The sequence below is a fragment of the Bradyrhizobium sp. SZCCHNRI2009 genome, assembly GCF_032485115.1.
GTDB lineage: Bacteria > Pseudomonadota > Alphaproteobacteria > Rhizobiales > Xanthobacteraceae > Bradyrhizobium.
Window position 1 is genome coordinate 812,487 of record NZ_JAUEUH010000001.1, and the last position, 15,093, is coordinate 827,579.

Consider the following 15,093-nt stretch of genomic DNA (forward strand, 5'->3'; position numbering starts at 1 on the left):
TCGGCTCAGTTGAACCGGATCAATCGCCCGACCGCAGGGCCGGGGCCTGCCTTGGCCTGTGCATCGACCTTGAACACGATGCGCAAGTTGCTGAAGCTCGCGACATAGGTGCCGCCGGGCGTGAGCGGGTGACTGGTGCCGGCGAAATCGTAGAATCGTCCCTTGTATTGCCGGCCCGAGAGCTCGACCTGCTGGCGCTCGCCGGGCTGGTCGAGGCGTTCGACGGTCAGCGTGCCGCGCCCTTTGGCCTCGAAGATGGGCGACGCGCTGTAGATGATCGCCTGCGCCACCGGCGCGCTGTCCGGTCCGACGCTGCGCACGATCGTCGCCGCGACCTCGCTGGTCTCGCGCGAGGTGGCCTGTGCATGGCTGGCGTCGCAATTGACGATGTCGCTCTTGAGCGTCGCGCCGTCGACCGTGCTTTCGCCGGGGCCGACGGTGACACTGCCGGCGCCGTTGACCGTCTCGCGCCGGCACGATTTGAGGTAGCTCATCACCACGGCGCCATCCGGGCCGAGCTTGATCACCTGGCCGGGCGCGACATAGTCCATCAGCTCGGCGCCGGCCACATCACCCTGGACGTCCTCGACCAGCGCCGCTGGCGGACCGGCCCAGGCTGCCGGCGATCCGATCACGGCCGGTCCGGCGAGCCCGGAGAGGGCTGCGATGATGAGCGTCGGCAACTTCATGATGAACTCCGTGATCGCAATCGGCGGCGGCCTCTTGCCCCAAACCTGGGTGTCCCAGTGATGGGACGTCGGAGGCGATGGAGAGGTTCGAGCCCATAACACACCTGAGGGGAACAGGCACTGGTGCGGATGTGACTTGGATCACGGAAGAGTTGCTTGAGCTTGCTCCCAAGCCGCGGTTCATGCCCTTGCAGAGGTGGCGTGTTGCGCCAAGCGCCTAGGGGAGTGAGCTGATGGCAGGGATGAGATCGTCCGTCGCGTGGCCGAGACTGATGGCTTTGACCGTGACGGCACTGCTCGCCAGCCCGGCCCTGCACGCCGAGGATGCGCCACCGGCGGCGCACGACGCCGCAGCGCCGGGCTCGCATCGCACCGGCTCGGCCGGAAATCGCGCCGCCAGCCCGCCCGGCTCAGCATCGACCGCCGAGCAGCACAAGTTGCCGCCGGACTCCACCACGACACAGAAGCTCGAACTGCCCGGCCGCACGCTGTCGTTCACGGCGACTGCCGGTTCGATCCGCCTGTTCGACGACAAGAGCGAGCCGCAGGCCGACATCGCCTACACTTCGTATCAGCTCGATGGCGCCGACCGCGCCAGCCGCCCGGTGACCTTCTTCTTCAACGGCGGGCCGGGTGCCTCGTCCGCCTATCTGCAGCTCGGCAATGCCGGTCCGTGGCGGATCGGAATCGACGCGGCCAGCGTGACGCCGTCGTCGAAGCTGGAGCTGATGCCGAATGCAGACACCTGGCTCGACTTTACCGATCTGGTGTTCATTGATCCCGTCGGGACCGGCTACAGCCGTTTCGTCGCAACCGGCGACGAGGTGCGCAAACGGTTCTTCTCGGTCGACGGCGACGTGCGTTCGCTGTCGCTCGTGGTGCGTCGCTGGCTGGAGAAGCACGACCGTCTCGCATCGCCCAAATTCATCACGGCCGAGAGCTATGGCGGCATTCGCGGTCCGAAGATCGTCAACAACCTGCAGCATGACCAGGGCATCGGCATCAGCGGCCTGATCCTGCTGTCGCCGCTGATGGACTTTCGCGACTATTCCGGCTCGAGCCTGATGCAATATGTCGCGAGCCTGCCGAGCTATGCGGCCGTCGCGAAGCAGATGAAGGGGCCGGTGACCCGCGCCGATCTTGCCGATGTCGAGCGTTACGCCAGCGGCGACTTCCTGCTCGATCTCGTCAAAGGCGAGGCCGATACGGAAGCCACCAATCGGCTCGCCGACAGGGTCGCGACCCTGACCGGCATCGACCAGGTGGTCAGCCGCAGGCTGGCCGGCCGCTTCGACGTCTCGGAGTTTCGCCGTGAGTTCGACCGCAAGAACGGCCGCATCACCGGGCGCTATGACGGCTCGGTGCTGGGCATCGATCCCTATCCGGATTCGAGCCGCTCGCGCAGCTCCGATCCATCCGGGGACGTGCTCACCGCGCCGTTGACCAGCGCCGCGGTCGAGCTGACGACACGCAAGCTGAACTGGCACCCCGACGGCTCCTATGAGCTGTTGAGCGGGGCGGTGAACCGGTCATGGGATTTCGGAAAGGGCACCAACCCGCCGGAGTCCACCGGCGAACTCCGGCAGATTCTCGCGCTCGATCCCAAGCTCAAACTCCTGGTCGGCCACGGCCTGTTCGATCTCGCCACGCCATATTACGGCTCGAAGATCCTGCTCGACCAATTGCCGGCCTTCGCGCGGCCGCCGCGGGTCAAGCTCGTGGTCTATCCGGGCGGCCACATGTTCTATTCCCGCGACGATGCGCGCAAAGCCTTCCGCGGCGAGGCCGAGGCGTTGATGAAGGAGGGCAGGGAGGAGGCCCGATGAGTGCAGCGACACCCGGGCTATGAGTCTTTCTTGCGCCGGCCCTTGGGATATTTCCGCTCCATCTCGGCCTTCACCACGCGCTCCGGCCGCACCCGTGCGCCGGCGAGCCAGATCTCGCTGACGCCGGACTTGGTGCGCACGCGCCGCACCGCCTCACCATGGCTGGCATAGCCGGCCGCGTGCACGATGCGCCCGGTGTCGCGTCCGGTCACCTCGATGCGGGCGGCATCGAGGAACGGGTTGATGAATACCGGATTGGCGACCATGACCTTGTCACCAAACGGGACGAGATCGACGGCGCCCCACAGCGTCCACCAGCGGCCGGTCCAGTCGCGCGTCTTGCGCGACGGCGCGCCGTGGGTGGCGAAGGCCTGCAGGATGAACTTGACGCCATTGGCCCAGCCGGGTGCCCAGCCGTCGACGGCATTGGTCAGCACGGTGATCGTGATGTCGCGGGCGGGAATGACCGACGTCCGCGAGATGTAGCCCTGGAAGCCGCCGCCATGGCCGAACCAGTCGAAGCCGGCCGTTGTCCCGCTCATGAGCGCCAGGCCGTAATAGGCCTCTTCGACGTCCTGGGGCACGCGCCATTGCCGGCGCACCATCTCGCGCCGGCTAGCGACCGACAGCAGGCTCTTCTTCGCGTTCGGGGCAAGCTGGGCGAAGAAGCGGGCGGTGTCGGCCGCGGTCGCGACGATGCCCGCTGCCGGCATGATCGCGTTGGTCGGATTGTCGCCGGGAATCACGACCCGGCGGCCCACGGGGACGACGCGTGAATGGCCGCGCGCGAATGGGACACTCTTGCCGAGCAGCGTCATGTCGGGCGCGCTTTCTCGCAAAGCCAGCGGCGTCATGATCTCGCGCTGCAGCCAGGCCGGGTAGGGCTCGCCGGTGATCGCCTCGATGACCATGCCGAGCAGGCCGTAGCCATGGTTGGAATATTTGAACCGGCTGTTGGGATCGATCGCCGGCGGCTGCTTCAGCTCGGCCAGCAGTTCGTCCTTGTCGAGATAGGACCGGCCATCCGTGAACTGGCCGGAATCCTTGCCGTCACGGATCAGGCCTGCCGTGTGCGACAGCAGCTGGTTCAGTGTGGCCGCGGCGACATCCGGATGCAGATCCTTGACGTATTGTCCGACGGTGTCGTCGAGCTTCAACCGCTTGTGCTCGCGCAGGCGCATGATGGCGGCGGCGGTGAACGCCTTGGTGTGCGAAGCGATGCGGAAGCGGTGCCGCGGCGTCAGCTTCTCGCCGCTGTCGAGATTGGCGTGCCCGAAGGCCGCCTCCAGGACGATCTCACCGCGATGGGCGATCGCAATAATGCAACCGGGTTGCTCGGAGACCGCGACCTGAAAGGCCAGCCAATCCCTGATGTAATCGAGTGCTGCGCCAAGCCAGGACTCCACGAGGCAATCTCCCATTCAAAAATCTGATGAAAATGGTCTGCACGAGGTTTCATCCATAACGGATCAACGACAGCGGACAAACGAAAATGGCGCAACCCTTTCGGGTTGCGCCACTTTCGAGATCGGAGCTGGTCCGATCGCGTCGTCAGTAGACGAGGCCGGTGCCCGGCTGCTTCTCGAGCGCGTCGGCCAGCGAGCGATATTCGGGGCTGTTGGTGCCGGCGAGCTGCGCGACCTTGTCGAGGTGGTACTTGGCCTGCTCGCGGTTGCCCTGTTCGAGCTGCCACAGGCCGTAGTACTGCCAGGTGCGCACGTGGTTCGGATCATCCGCCAGGGCCTGCTCGTAGTACTGCTTGGAGGCCTGGTAGTTGCCGAGCTTGCGATAGGAGTAGCCGATCAGATTGGCAACGTCGGCGACGTCCTCGCGGTTCAGCGCCTTGAGCTGCTGGATCGCGGTGGCGTAGTCGCCGCGATCATAGATCGAGGTATAGGCCGTGCGATAGGCCGCCAGGAACTTCGGATCTTCGATGCTCGAGCTCTTGTCCTTCTTCTTCTTGCCCGAATCCGACGCCGGCGGCGACGACGGGGTATCGCTGCCCGCGGCATAGGCCTTCGACAGAAGCAGCGGCCCGGAGGCCACGGCCATCGAGAACAGAGCCAGCGTGGCAATCCTGAGCGCAGACTTTTTCATTCGTATCTCCCGAGTTGTCGATCCAACAGGTGACTGCGTACGGGGAAGAACTCCCGCAGCTGCGAAATATTCCCGGCCATTTGCGCGGATTTTGCGCCGCGATCGGTGCATTATACGGACGACATGATGACAGACCAGTCACCTCGATGACTATCCCTTCATGTCCATGAACCGAAAACAGCGCTTTACTTCAGGGTGGGTTCAGTGCCGGTTCCCTATCGTCGTCTCCATGATCACGAGCCCATCCAGACTGGATGGTGCCTCCAGATCTTCACATCACGGAGACGACCATGCTGAAGTCAATGTCTGTTGCGCTGCTCGCCGCGTCGATCCTGACTGCGCCCGCATTCGCTGCTGGTGCTGCAAAAACCGATACGTCCGCGAAGTCCAGCCAGACCACTGGCACCGCGAAGACCGATGTGAGCAAGACCGATGCGGCCAAGACCAACGCCACCAAGCCGGGCGCGACGCAGGCCGGCGACAAGGCGAACGAGATGAAGCCCACCGTCGGCAAGACGAAGACCAAGCCGCATGCCTCGCTTGTCCGCCACAAGCATCGCCACGTGGCGCATCTCGGCCATCACAACAAGGTGAGCTTCAAGCGCGTGACGCCGGCGACCCGCCGCGGCTGATCTAGCCAAGGCCGCGCAGAGCCGATCTGGTCGTTGACCGCCGGAGCGCGCCAGAGCGCTCCGGCGGCAGCGGCTTGACGAAGGCGTGAGCCGGGACGGATTTCCCGGCCTCTGGCTTTGAGCTAGAACGGCCGCGGGATTGGCTTTCAAGAGTTGGGCGCCTGGGGATGGGGAGAACGAGCTGGTGGCCGGCAACCGCGCTGGCGCTGCTGTTGGCGGGGTGCGCCAGCGGAGGTCCCGCCGCGTTCATGAGCGAGGACAATCGCGGCATCTCCTACACCGGCGATCGCGGCGTCGGCAGCCAGCCGTTTCCGGCCAACCACCGCAGCGAGATCCTGTCCTATCTCAGGACCTACCTGAACAATCCGGTCGGGGTGCGCGACGGCGTCATGGCGGAGCCGGTGCAACGGACGGTCGGTGGCCGGCTGCGCTATGTGAGCTGCCTCCGTTATGCGGCGCGCGAGTCCGACGGCAGCTACCGTCCGGCGCAGGAGCGCGCGGCGGTGTTCGTCGACGGCCGGTTCGACCGTCTGGTCGAGGATGCCGGCGAGCTCTGTGCCGGGTCGACTTACGCGCCATTCCCGGAGCTGGCGGGCCTCACGCGCTAGACCGCGGCGTTTTCAGGTCCCGGCGTTTTCGAAGGATTGCCACGTCGTCGCAGCGCCTTGCCAAGCCGCTTGCCCGATCACAAATCGGGGATGGACCGAACGCTTTGTCGCCTCGCGGCGACCAAATATCGGGCGAGGCGTCAGCTTCACGAAATATTCGGGAAGCCTATGGAACAAAAGGCCTTTGTTGCCCTCTGGTGACACCGCAGCGGCAATCACAGCTGCGTCACCGCCACCGGGCAACCCAAATGCGGCCATGATGTTCGATAGATGTCGCAAACGAATAACGGGGACGTCCCATGAAGCGGTTTTTGTTCAGTGCAGTGGCTTTGACCACATTGGCTGCCCCGGCTTTCGCCGCCGATATGCCTCCGCGCACCTACACCAAGGCGCCGGTCTACACGCCGCCTCAGGCGATCTACAACTGGACCGGCTTCTATCTCGGTGGTCACCTCGGCGGCGCCTTCGCGGGCAATAACAGCCTGGAAGGCAACAACGGCCGCTTCCTGGGCGGCGTGCAGGGCGGCTTCGACTACCAGTTCGCCCCGAACTGGGTGCTCGGCATCGAAGCCCAGTACAGCTGGATGGATCGCAATACGACCAATTTCGGCTTCCCGGGGGCTGCGGTCGTGACCTCGACCGGCGCCAACCAGCTCGGCTCGGTCACCGGCCGTCTCGGCTACACCTGGGGACCGGCGTTGCTCTATGCCAAGGGCGGTTATGCCTGGCGGGACGGCAACAATCTCGGGGTGAGCGTCGCCGGCGTGCCGACGGGCTTCAGCACGTCCGGCAATACCAAGGACGGCTACACCGTCGGCGCCGGCCTCGAATACATGTTCGCGCCGAACTGGTCGGCCAAGGCTGAATACCAGTACTACAATTTCGGCAATACGACCTTCACGGGTGGGCCGGCTCCGGTTGTGGGCAGCCGCTTCAACAGCGACGAGCATACGGTCAAGGTCGGCGTGAATTACCGCTTCGGCTGGGGCGGACCAGCCGCCAGCAAGTACTAAGCGAGATCGCCGAGCCCGCGGCCGGCGGCGTTCGGCTGGAAGCGGATCACGCCTCAATTCCAACACGCCCGCGCCGTCTGGTGCGGGCGTGTTGCTCTCCGGTGGTTGGCTGGCGATGGTTTCGCGATCGCTCACGCAGTGCGAAAAAATTTTCAAACCTTCGTGAAACTTTCGCCATCAGTTGATATTATCGGTGCGCCGGTTTGATGGATCATCCCACATGCGTATCTTGGTGTCCGTGCTGTTGTTGTCGGCGGCTGTTTTGCCGTGCTCCGCCCAGACCGTTCTGAAGACCGAACCGTTGATGCTGGCCCCCTACGAGGTGGCGCTGGTGCAAACCGCGTCCTGCCCGTCGGGCAAGGTGCTGAAGGTGACCGGTGCGATCCGCGGTGTCAGCCGCAAGCGTGCCTGTGTCGCCCTTCCGGCCGAAACGGCATCGCTGGCGACGGCGACGCCCTGAGAACGGGCTTCATGGCGACCTTCCAGCGGGCAGCTCCGGCTGCCCGCTGATCGCGGGTCTGTCTGTCGAAAAATCCTTGATGAAGGCAAGTCGTCCGCGGGACCGGACTGGCATGAAGACGTGAATGTCTTCTGCCGGCGGCTTCCGTCCAGGCACGGCGAGGCTCGGGGACAGCAGCGCACAGAGACTATAAGTATCACCCGAGAAGTATCACCCGCGGCGCGCTTCCGCCGCAGCCGCTCAGGATGCGAACGGGATGTTGAACTCCTGCTCGGCTTCGGCACGGTTCTGCCAGGGATCTTCCTCGGGCTCGGCGGCGCAGGGCCGGATCTCGTAATCATTGTCGAGCTGCAGATGCGCGGTCGATCGCGCATTGATCATCACGTCCACCACCAGCCCGCTCTGCCGCGCCAGCCGCCAGACATCCCCCTCGGTCGGATAGGCCTTGCTCAACTTGGCGTCGTTGCAAAACAGCGCGTAGGGCATTCCAAACAGCTCCAGAGAAGCGAAGGATGAACCGAGAATGAACGGCACGTGCAGCGAGACACTGGCGCGCCTGGGGCAGGAAAGGGGCCTTTTCGGGCGGCCGAGTCGTAAACGAGTCCTAAATTTTTGAAAAAAGAATCCGTGGGACTCCGGGGCTAGAATCGCCAGATGGTTAAGCCCATGGGAACCGATCTCCACATCTTCTGCGGGCGGATCCAGCTGACGCTCGCCTTTGGGCTGCTGCTCGCCTTCGTCGCCAATGTGGCGCTGCTGTGCGCCTGGCTGTGAGCCGGCGCGGCGATTGCGGATATGTTTGTGTACCCTCGGCCATAGATCCTCAGCGCGGTCGCCTTTAGTCCTCAGGGAGGGCGCTCCGTCCGGCCGATGCTTTCAGGCGCGCGAGTGTCGCGCTGAAATATTCCTGACGCTCCCGATTGAAGCGCTCCTGATGGGCCCGGAAGCGCGCGACGCGGGCGCGAATCTCCGCCTGCATGTCGCGCTGGAGATCGAGCTGCGAGGCGATGCTGGTGAAACGCTCCGCAGGGACCGGGCTCGGGGCGGCGAACGAAGCCTCGGATGCAATGGCGTCGGGCGCTCTCGGCCTTGCAGGCTCCCCCACGGCATTGGGGATTGCGACTTGCACGTTGCCGCCGCGACGTGCCTCGGTTTCAACGGTGTTGGCGATCACGTGCTCGACAGCGGCGTGCGTCGGGCGACCGGCCCCGGCCTGCTGCGGTGTGATGGGGGTGCCGACCGGAACGGTAGGCAGCTCGAACTGGGCGAAGTCGGCCGGCTTGCCGGTCACAGACTGCACAAAGGCCATGGTCTGCGCGATCAGCGCATCACGCTCTTCCTTCCACGTCATGACGCTTGTCCCCCGATGCCTCAATTGCAACAAAAGCGGCTGACGAAATCAAGTTGAAGACCAGTGACTTCTGGGGATAAGCAGGAGTTCTAGGTGAGATGTGACAACAATGTTGCCACAGTCTGAACTCGTTTCGTCCCCCACCCGCGAAAGGCGATACCGGAAATCCAATCCCGCACAGATGGTTCCTAAGCGGCGTTTTTCCGGAGCTCTTCTTGACAGAGGAGCGCGGCTCGCCCCTATGGCCGAGCCGCCCCGGTCTTCGGGGCATCATCTGCTCGCAACCTTCGTGCACCGTCCGGGCACTTCGCAGACTTCGATGGACAACCCTTCACGCTCCGAGCGGTCGCGCAAGGCCGCGCTCACCGCCGCCCTCACCATCATCGCCCGCGATGGTCCGGGGCGGCTGACGCTCGACGCCATCGCCCGCGAGAGCGGGCTGAGCAAGGGCGGCCTGATGCACCAGTTTCCCAACAAGGAAGCGGTGCTCAAGGCTCTGCTGGAACAGCAATTCCTGCATTTCGACGAATTCGCCAGCAGGTACAGGGCTGGAGCCGGCAAAGCGGCTGATCAGCCCGAACTCGCGACGCAGATTGCGATCTCGCGGGAGCTGATCGCCCAGCAATATTCGGTGGCTCAGGCCATGCTCGGGGCGCTCGCCCAGGAGCCGGGATTGCTGGCCGATGCCCGTGCCAAGGATGCCGAGAGAGTAGCCGAGATCCGCGGCGAGGCCGATGACGCTGATCTCGCGGTCCTGCGATGGGCGGCGGCACGTGGGCTTGCCTTGATGACGATGCTGCGCGTCTCGCCGCTGGAGCAGCCGGATCTGGACCGTCTGTTTGCCCGCCTGCTCGACGACCAACAATGGACCACATTCCGGCAGGCCGGGACGACTGGGGAGCGATGACACGCTCGAGCTCGGCGCCATCTCCATCATTGGACGGTTCGATCTGAGCGAAGTCGGGCTGGCTTGCCGTCCGACTTCCGTCCGCCGATGCCTCCTGGAGGTCCCGTGCCGACCGCATCGACGTGTGAACAATTCTTTTCATTCGATTTGTATTTACAAACCGCCTGGTCGGTTTATTGGGGTGGCCATGTCGACGCGCTGGCAACGGCGCCGCAATCGTGGAGGAGGGGGATGAGGAGTCGATTTCCGATGTCTGGCTTCGCGGCGATCGCCGCGAGCCTCTGTGCCGGATGCAACACGGTGACGCCGGTGGCCTATTCCGGGGTGGCGTCGGCGCACTATCTGGCGCCCAACACATCCGATCCATCGGGCCGGGTGCCTTACCGCTACGGGACTGCCACCGACTGGCGCAGCTACGACAAGGTGACGCTCGATCCGGTCGTGATCTATCGCGGCGCGGATCATCAGTTCGGCGACATGTCCGACCGGGACAAGGCTGCGCTCGCCGCCTACATGCAGCGGCGTTTCCTGGAAAGTCTCTCGGCGCGCTTCCAGATCGTCCATCAGCGGGGGCCGAATACGCTGCGCGTGCGGCTCACCCTGACCGGCGCCGTCGCCAACACGCCGGTGCTCGGCACCGCCTCGCGCTTTGATCTCGCGGGAGCCCTCTACAACGGCGTGCAGAGTGCACGCGACGGTGAGGGACTGCTGACCGGCTCGGTATTCTACGCGGCCGAGATCTTCGATGCCGCGAGCGGGCGACTGCTGAGCGCCTTCGTCAGCAAGCAATATCCCTCGCCCTACGACATCAAGGCCAGCGTTGGTGCGCTCGCGGCCGCCGAGGCCGGAATCGACAAGGGCGCCGAGGCCCTGGTCGCGCAGCTCCAGTGAGCGGGCCGTGCGAACGATCGCGTCGCGCGGGCAGATGGCCCCGCATCGGGGCGCCTTCGTGTGCGCGCTTTGGCATCGAGGGCACGGCCAGATCTCGGGCAGTCAGCGGTGACGTCAACCCGGCCGTACGAGCGCGTGGCTCGAGGCCATGGAGACAGTGAGGTCCCTGGACATGACATTGAGATTCGTTCTGCGCGTCGGCTTACGCATCGTCGTCGGCCTGCTGCTGTCGATGGCGGAGGGCCGCGGTCACGCCGCTCCCGTCGGCGATCCGTTCGGCACATGGTTGACCGAGGACGGCCGCGCCCGCGTCCGCGTCGAGCGCTGTGGCGCGATGGCCGACCGCGTCTGCGGCTACATCGTGTGGATGAAGGCGACGGCGGATGCCAAGGGGCAGCCGTTCCGCGACCGGCTGAATCCCGATCCGGCCAGGCGCGGCCGTCTGCTGCTGGGCCACCAGATGCTGCTCGGCCTGAAGCTGAACGCCGAAGGCCGCCACAGCGGCGAGGTCTACAACGCCGAGGACGGCAAGACCTATGCCGTCTCGATCTGGCGCGAGGGCACGAAGATGCTGGCGGTCAAGGGCTGTCTGCTCGGGCTGTTCTGCGCGACGCAAGGCTGGGTGCTGGTCACGGATCAGGTGCCCGGCCAACTCATCGGAGCGACCGGCGAGGGCGGCGGGCCGCTGCCGGATCCAGAGTGGACTGCGCCCAGGCTGCCGTCGGCGACCGGCATCGCCAGACCCGCGGTCAGGACGAGGGCGAATTGACGCCTAAAGCCGGTGACAGCCATTGCCGCAGCAAATCCCAACTTCACGGAAGCTGGTGCCGGCTGAGGGGATTGAACCCCCGACCTTCGGTTTACAAAACCGCTGCTCTACCGCTGAGCTAAGCCGGCGAATGCACATTGGTGGCGGAGATCTCGTCGTCAGTTTGCGACGAGGTCTCGCGAAGCGCGGTGTTCCTACCAGAGTTGATGCAGTCCGGCTACTCCCCCCGTGAGCGCCGCTTCTGCCATCAGCCCAGCAAAAAGGGCGGCCGTTGGGCCGCCCCTGTCGGAGCCGATCGTCGAAGCCGCTCCGGCTCGATCTTTACTGGCAGATGTGCATCAGCCCGTCGCTGCCCTTGAACATGGTGCCGGGGCGGCAGACCAGGCCGTTGCGGGTCGCGTAACTGTTCCAGTCGCCATAATAGCCGTTCGGGCCGCGATCATAGCTCGGTTGGCCGTAAGAGGGGCCGGGACTGTACGCATAGGCATCCGCGGTGCGGAACGGCGCGGTCGCGATGGCGCCGGCGGTTCCGATGGCTGCGCCTGCGATGCCGGCAGCGGTGCCGACCGCTCCAGCGGCGACGTCAGCCGGCCAGAAGCCGCTGTTGCGGCGATCGCTGTTGCGGCGATCCCAGCCGTTGTTGTTCCATCCGGTATCGGTGCGCTGCTGCATCATGGCCCCGTCCTGGCGGGCCATGTGCCGGTGCTGCATCATTCCTTCCTGCTGGTGGTTCATATGCCGGTGGTGCACGTCGCGCGCCATGGCCGGGCCGGCGAGCGCCGTTGCGAGTACCGCAGCCCCGAGAATAGCAAATCGTGTCATGGAATACTCCATCGTTGCGCCCCACCTGCTAAGCGCAAGCCGGCCCCGTCGTTCCCGCCGCGACGGGAATGTTTTGGAACGACATGAGGCCCGGTGCCTTCGGAGGCCGGAGCCGCGGTTGCGGTCCGGCTTGCTCCGACCCGAAGGCTGTTAGTCTTGCGGACAGGGCAGCGGGGTTGATGCTGGCAATATTGTCGCTCATCGGCTGATGATCAGCCATTAACCCTCGCACTCGAACCCCACCCGGGCTTTAACCCGGAATGGTGGCTCCCGCGTTAGTCTTACCAGCAGATTGATGTGCGCGTTTAACCCATCGGGGCGCGCGTTGCGGTATTGGTAGGATGGCAACCGGGGCGTGAATTCATGCGTACTACAACGGCTCTTGTGATTCTGATTGGAGCGTCTTCCGCCGCGCTCGCCAGCGAAGGCTTCGAGATCGTCATTCCGCAGCGGCCCGGCGTGCCCGTCGTCATCAACGGCATCGATGCGTCCTACGCCGTCGTCGAAGGCCAGTACGGTCTTGGCAGGGGCAACTACATGCAGCCGACGATCTATGGCGGCCGGCCGGTCGAGCCCGAGCCATATGTTGGTCATTACTATCCAACCCTCGGAGCAAGGCCCGGCTATGGCCGGATGGAGATCGAGCCGCCGGCCGATCGCAAGCTGCCGAAGCCGGCCGAGAGCTATTCCCGCTCGTGGGGCGCCCAATCCCAGATGCAGCCGCCGGAGCCGGCGGTGCCGATGTATCCGCCTGCCGTCATCCTGGCTCCGCCCGATGGTGATCCTCGCGGCTATCCCAATCGGCCGCCGGCCTACCGCCGCTAGCCAGCAACTCACCATCGACAGCCAGACCAAGCAAGAACAGATCAACAGGAGAGAGTTATGCGTGGAGTAGTTTCAGGACTTTTCGCCATTGCCGGCCTCGCCGTCGCCGGCAGCGCGCCGGCCGCGGCCTGCGGCGCCACCGCCTGCGGCCCGTGCGGCTACGCCGCGCCGTGCGCGCCGCAGGTCACCTATCAGCCGACCGTCACCTATCAGCCGACCGTGACGTACCAGCCCACGGTGACGTATCGGCCGCAATATTTCTATCAGCCCGGCTACACCTACACCTACGGCCATGGCTGCGGCGCCTGCGGCGCGAGCTATGAGCGGCTGCCCGAGCCGACCCGGCAGTATTACTATGTCAACCAGGGCCCGACCTACAGCGGTCCTGGCGCCTTCGCGCCGTATCCTGCCTATGAGGAGCAGGCGCTTCCGGTCTACAGCTATCATCACCGCCGCCACGCCTATCGCTGGGGCGCTTCGCCTTATTATCACGGGCAGCGCGTGCTGCGCCGCTATTACTGATCAGACGGACGTTCGTTCGCGCCAACGCCCGTGCGCCTCATGCGCGCGGGCGTTTCGTCATTTTGACATCAAGCCGAGCCGGCTCGCGCCGATATAGAGCGCGAGCACGGCGGCATTGGAGACGTTGAGGCTCTTGATCGCGCCGGGCATGTCGAGCCGCGCCACGACGCTGCAGGTCTCGCGCGTCAATTGCCGCAGGCCCTTGCCCTCGGCGCCCAGCACCAGTGCGAGCGGCTCGCGCAAGGCGACCGCCGCGATGTCCTCCTCGCCCGCGCTGTCCAGCCCCACCGTCTGAAAGCCGCGCTCGTTCAGCCGCGTCAGCGCGCGTGCGAGGTTCTGCACCGTGATGATCGGCACCAGCTCCAGGGCGCCCGATGCGGACTTGGCCAGTACACCGGTGGCCTCCGGACTGTGGCGGGCGGTGGTCACGATCGCCTTTACGCCGAACGCCGCTGCCGAGCGCAAGATCGCGCCGACATTGTGCGGGTCGGTGATCTGGTCGAGCACCAGGATCAGTCCCTCGGCCGCGAGCGTGTCGATGTCCGGCGAGGGCAGGGGCTCGGCCTCCGCCAACAGGCCCTGGTGCACGGCGTCCGGACCGAGCCGCTGGTCGATCTGGCTGGGGCGCACGATCTCGGGCGTCACCCGCGTCTCGATCCGCTCGTCGGCAAGCCGCCTGGCGGCGTTCTCGGTCAGGTAAAGCTTGCGAATCCGCCGCTTCGGATTGGCGAGCGCCAGGGTCACGGTGTGCCAGCCATAGAGAATGACGGGGGCATCCGAGTCCTGGTCGCGCTCCCGCCACGGCTGGGGGCGCTCGAATCCGCGCGGTTTGCCGGAGAATTTACCGCCCGGACGGCGAAAAGGGGGCTTTCGATCGCGTTCGCTCATGGCCCGAGCTTCTGTCACGGCCTGCGGATTCTGGCAATTTGGCACCGCTGAGACGGGAAAATTCGTCGTCCCTTGGTTGACTTCGAGGGCCGGGTTCGATCATAAGGGCCCCGGCCGCGCGCGCCCGCTCCTTCGGGTCCCGCGGTCTTACCGTCTCCATGGCGCTGATGGTCCCGACGCTGCTGTTCCGCGGCCGGCCCGAATTGCCATCGATACGGGGGAGTGTCCCGAGTGGCAAAGGGAGCTGACTGTAAATCAGCCGCCTCATGGCTTCGCAGGTTCGAGTCCTGCCTCCCCCACCATTCACTGCCTCTCAGCTCCACGAGATTTTTCGAGGACAATGGACCCCATTGGCCATTGCTTCCCTGCAGACTATGCGTCGAAATATATGGGTCGCATCTGGGTCTGCCGGCCGGTCGTGATCTTCATTGGATCCTTCGTTGTTCGCGATCCCTGGGCGGCGATCGCTCACGGCTGTCGTGACGGCGCGCCAGAACCCAGGCTTCCGACATCTGCGGGGCCGGCGTGGCAATGGCGGGCGACTGATCGCCTGTTGCCGTTCCGCCGTCTCGGGTTGAGGGCCCCGGCTGCGACATCTCAGTTAATGCCGCGGAAGCGGTCCATATTGAAGATAAACACAAAAAACTCGACATTCTCTGACGCGAGATTTTTCTTTATGAAATAAATAGCTGACTTTAAATCACCGCCTCAGCCTCACGTCATCCCCACGACGTTGATTTCGCTTCAGATTCTGAAATCTTTGCCCTGAGGAATATGGCGGAGCGTAGCTATT

General features: G+C 64.9%; 18 protein-coding genes and 2 tRNA genes. 12 read left to right on the top strand and 8 right to left on the bottom strand.

From position 1 onward, the window contains the following. Positions 1-5 precede the first annotated feature (5 nt). Complete coding sequence (locus QX041_RS03715; RefSeq protein WP_315714652.1) at positions 6-689, bottom strand: hypothetical protein; 684 nt, start codon at positions 687-689, stop codon at positions 6-8. A gap of 233 nt (positions 690-922) precedes the next feature. On the opposite strand from QX041_RS03715, the gene QX041_RS03720 reads away from it, so the two are divergent. Beyond that, on the top strand, positions 923-2,515 hold the full coding sequence (locus tag QX041_RS03720; RefSeq protein ID WP_315714651.1) for a S10 family serine carboxypeptidase-like protein: 1,593 nt from the start codon (positions 923-925) through the stop codon (positions 2,513-2,515). 17 nt (positions 2,516-2,532) lie between these two features. Here the strand turns inward: QX041_RS03720 and QX041_RS03725 are convergent, their stop codons facing one another. Continuing rightward, positions 2,533-3,921, bottom strand: coding sequence for a serine hydrolase domain-containing protein (locus tag QX041_RS03725; protein ID WP_315714650.1), 1,389 nt, complete (start codon positions 3,919-3,921; stop codon positions 2,533-2,535). Between the two features lie 145 nt (positions 3,922-4,066). Continuing rightward, entirely contained in the window at positions 4,067-4,612 is a 546-nt protein-coding gene (locus QX041_RS03730) for a tetratricopeptide repeat protein (protein ID WP_315714649.1), read from the bottom strand. A 290-nt stretch (positions 4,613-4,902) separates the two neighbouring features. Here QX041_RS03730 and QX041_RS03735 point away from each other — a divergent pair, with 290 nt between their 5' ends. The 4 genes from QX041_RS03735 to QX041_RS03750 all read left to right on the top strand — a co-directional run bounded on the left by QX041_RS03735 (position 4,903) and on the right by QX041_RS03750 (position 7,325). After that, entirely contained in the window at positions 4,903-5,244 is a 342-nt protein-coding gene (locus QX041_RS03735) for a hypothetical protein (RefSeq protein ID WP_315714648.1), read from the top strand. 161 nt (positions 5,245-5,405) lie between these two features. Continuing rightward, a complete protein-coding gene (locus QX041_RS03740; protein WP_315776666.1) occupies positions 5,406-5,852 on the top strand; it encodes a hypothetical protein in 447 nt (148 codons plus the stop codon). A 299-nt stretch (positions 5,853-6,151) separates the two neighbouring features. Next, positions 6,152-6,865, top strand: coding sequence for a porin family protein (locus QX041_RS03745; protein ID WP_315714647.1), 714 nt, complete (start codon positions 6,152-6,154; stop codon positions 6,863-6,865). Positions 6,866-7,085: 220 nt separating this feature from the next. Then, positions 7,086-7,325: a DUF6719 family protein gene (locus QX041_RS03750; protein WP_315714646.1), complete on the top strand. Its 240-nt coding sequence runs from the start codon at positions 7,086-7,088 to the stop codon at positions 7,323-7,325. 240 nt (positions 7,326-7,565) lie between these two features. Here the strand turns inward: QX041_RS03750 and QX041_RS03755 are convergent, their stop codons facing one another. After that, positions 7,566-7,811 carry a hypothetical protein gene (locus tag QX041_RS03755; protein ID WP_315714645.1) on the bottom strand — a complete coding sequence of 82 codons (246 nt, stop codon included), beginning with the start codon at positions 7,809-7,811 and terminating at the stop codon, positions 7,566-7,568. A 180-nt stretch (positions 7,812-7,991) separates the two neighbouring features. On the opposite strand from QX041_RS03755, the gene QX041_RS03760 reads away from it, so the two are divergent. Next, positions 7,992-8,099: a hypothetical protein gene (locus tag QX041_RS03760; RefSeq protein ID WP_041750859.1), complete on the top strand. Its 108-nt coding sequence runs from the start codon at positions 7,992-7,994 to the stop codon at positions 8,097-8,099. Positions 8,100-8,163: 64 nt separating this feature from the next. Here QX041_RS03760 and QX041_RS03765 read toward each other — a convergent pair whose 3' ends face one another. Next, complete coding sequence (locus QX041_RS03765) at positions 8,164-8,676, bottom strand: hypothetical protein (RefSeq protein ID WP_315714644.1); 513 nt, start codon at positions 8,674-8,676, stop codon at positions 8,164-8,166. 241 nt (positions 8,677-8,917) lie between these two features. On the opposite strand from QX041_RS03765, the gene QX041_RS03770 reads away from it, so the two are divergent. The 3 genes from QX041_RS03770 (at position 8,918) to QX041_RS03780 (ending at position 11,243) form a co-directional block, all read left to right on the top strand. Continuing rightward, the gene (locus QX041_RS03770; protein WP_316164499.1) at positions 8,918-9,583 is read left to right on the top strand and encodes a TetR/AcrR family transcriptional regulator; all 666 of its coding nucleotides are present in this window, start codon (positions 8,918-8,920) and stop codon (positions 9,581-9,583) included. A gap of 249 nt (positions 9,584-9,832) precedes the next feature. Continuing rightward, positions 9,833-10,474, top strand: coding sequence for a DUF3313 domain-containing protein (locus QX041_RS03775; RefSeq protein WP_315714642.1), 642 nt, complete (start codon positions 9,833-9,835; stop codon positions 10,472-10,474). A gap of 172 nt (positions 10,475-10,646) precedes the next feature. Then, positions 10,647-11,243: a DUF2147 domain-containing protein gene (locus QX041_RS03780; protein WP_316164500.1), complete on the top strand. Its 597-nt coding sequence runs from the start codon at positions 10,647-10,649 to the stop codon at positions 11,241-11,243. 53 nt (positions 11,244-11,296) lie between these two features. On the opposite strand, the gene QX041_RS03785 is transcribed toward QX041_RS03780, so the two are convergent. Both QX041_RS03785 and QX041_RS03790 read right to left on the bottom strand, forming a co-directional pair. Beyond that, positions 11,297-11,371 (bottom strand) — tRNA-Thr (locus tag QX041_RS03785). Between the two features lie 193 nt (positions 11,372-11,564). After that, positions 11,565-12,065, bottom strand: coding sequence for a hypothetical protein (locus QX041_RS03790; protein ID WP_315749493.1), 501 nt, complete (start codon positions 12,063-12,065; stop codon positions 11,565-11,567). 363 nt (positions 12,066-12,428) lie between these two features. On the opposite strand from QX041_RS03790, the gene QX041_RS03795 reads away from it, so the two are divergent. Beyond that, entirely contained in the window at positions 12,429-12,890 is a 462-nt protein-coding gene (locus tag QX041_RS03795; protein WP_315714639.1) for a hypothetical protein, read from the top strand. A 57-nt stretch (positions 12,891-12,947) separates the two neighbouring features. Next, entirely contained in the window at positions 12,948-13,412 is a 465-nt protein-coding gene (locus QX041_RS03800) for a hypothetical protein (RefSeq protein ID WP_316164501.1), read from the top strand. A 57-nt stretch (positions 13,413-13,469) separates the two neighbouring features. Here QX041_RS03800 and rlmB read toward each other — a convergent pair whose 3' ends face one another. Beyond that, a complete protein-coding gene (rlmB, locus tag QX041_RS03805; protein ID WP_315714637.1) occupies positions 13,470-14,300 on the bottom strand; it encodes a 23S rRNA (guanosine(2251)-2'-O)-methyltransferase RlmB in 831 nt (276 codons plus the stop codon). 216 nt (positions 14,301-14,516) lie between these two features. Here rlmB and QX041_RS03810 point away from each other — a divergent pair. After that, positions 14,517-14,602: transfer RNA gene (locus tag QX041_RS03810), tRNA-Tyr, on the top strand. Positions 14,603-15,093 lie beyond the last annotated feature (491 nt).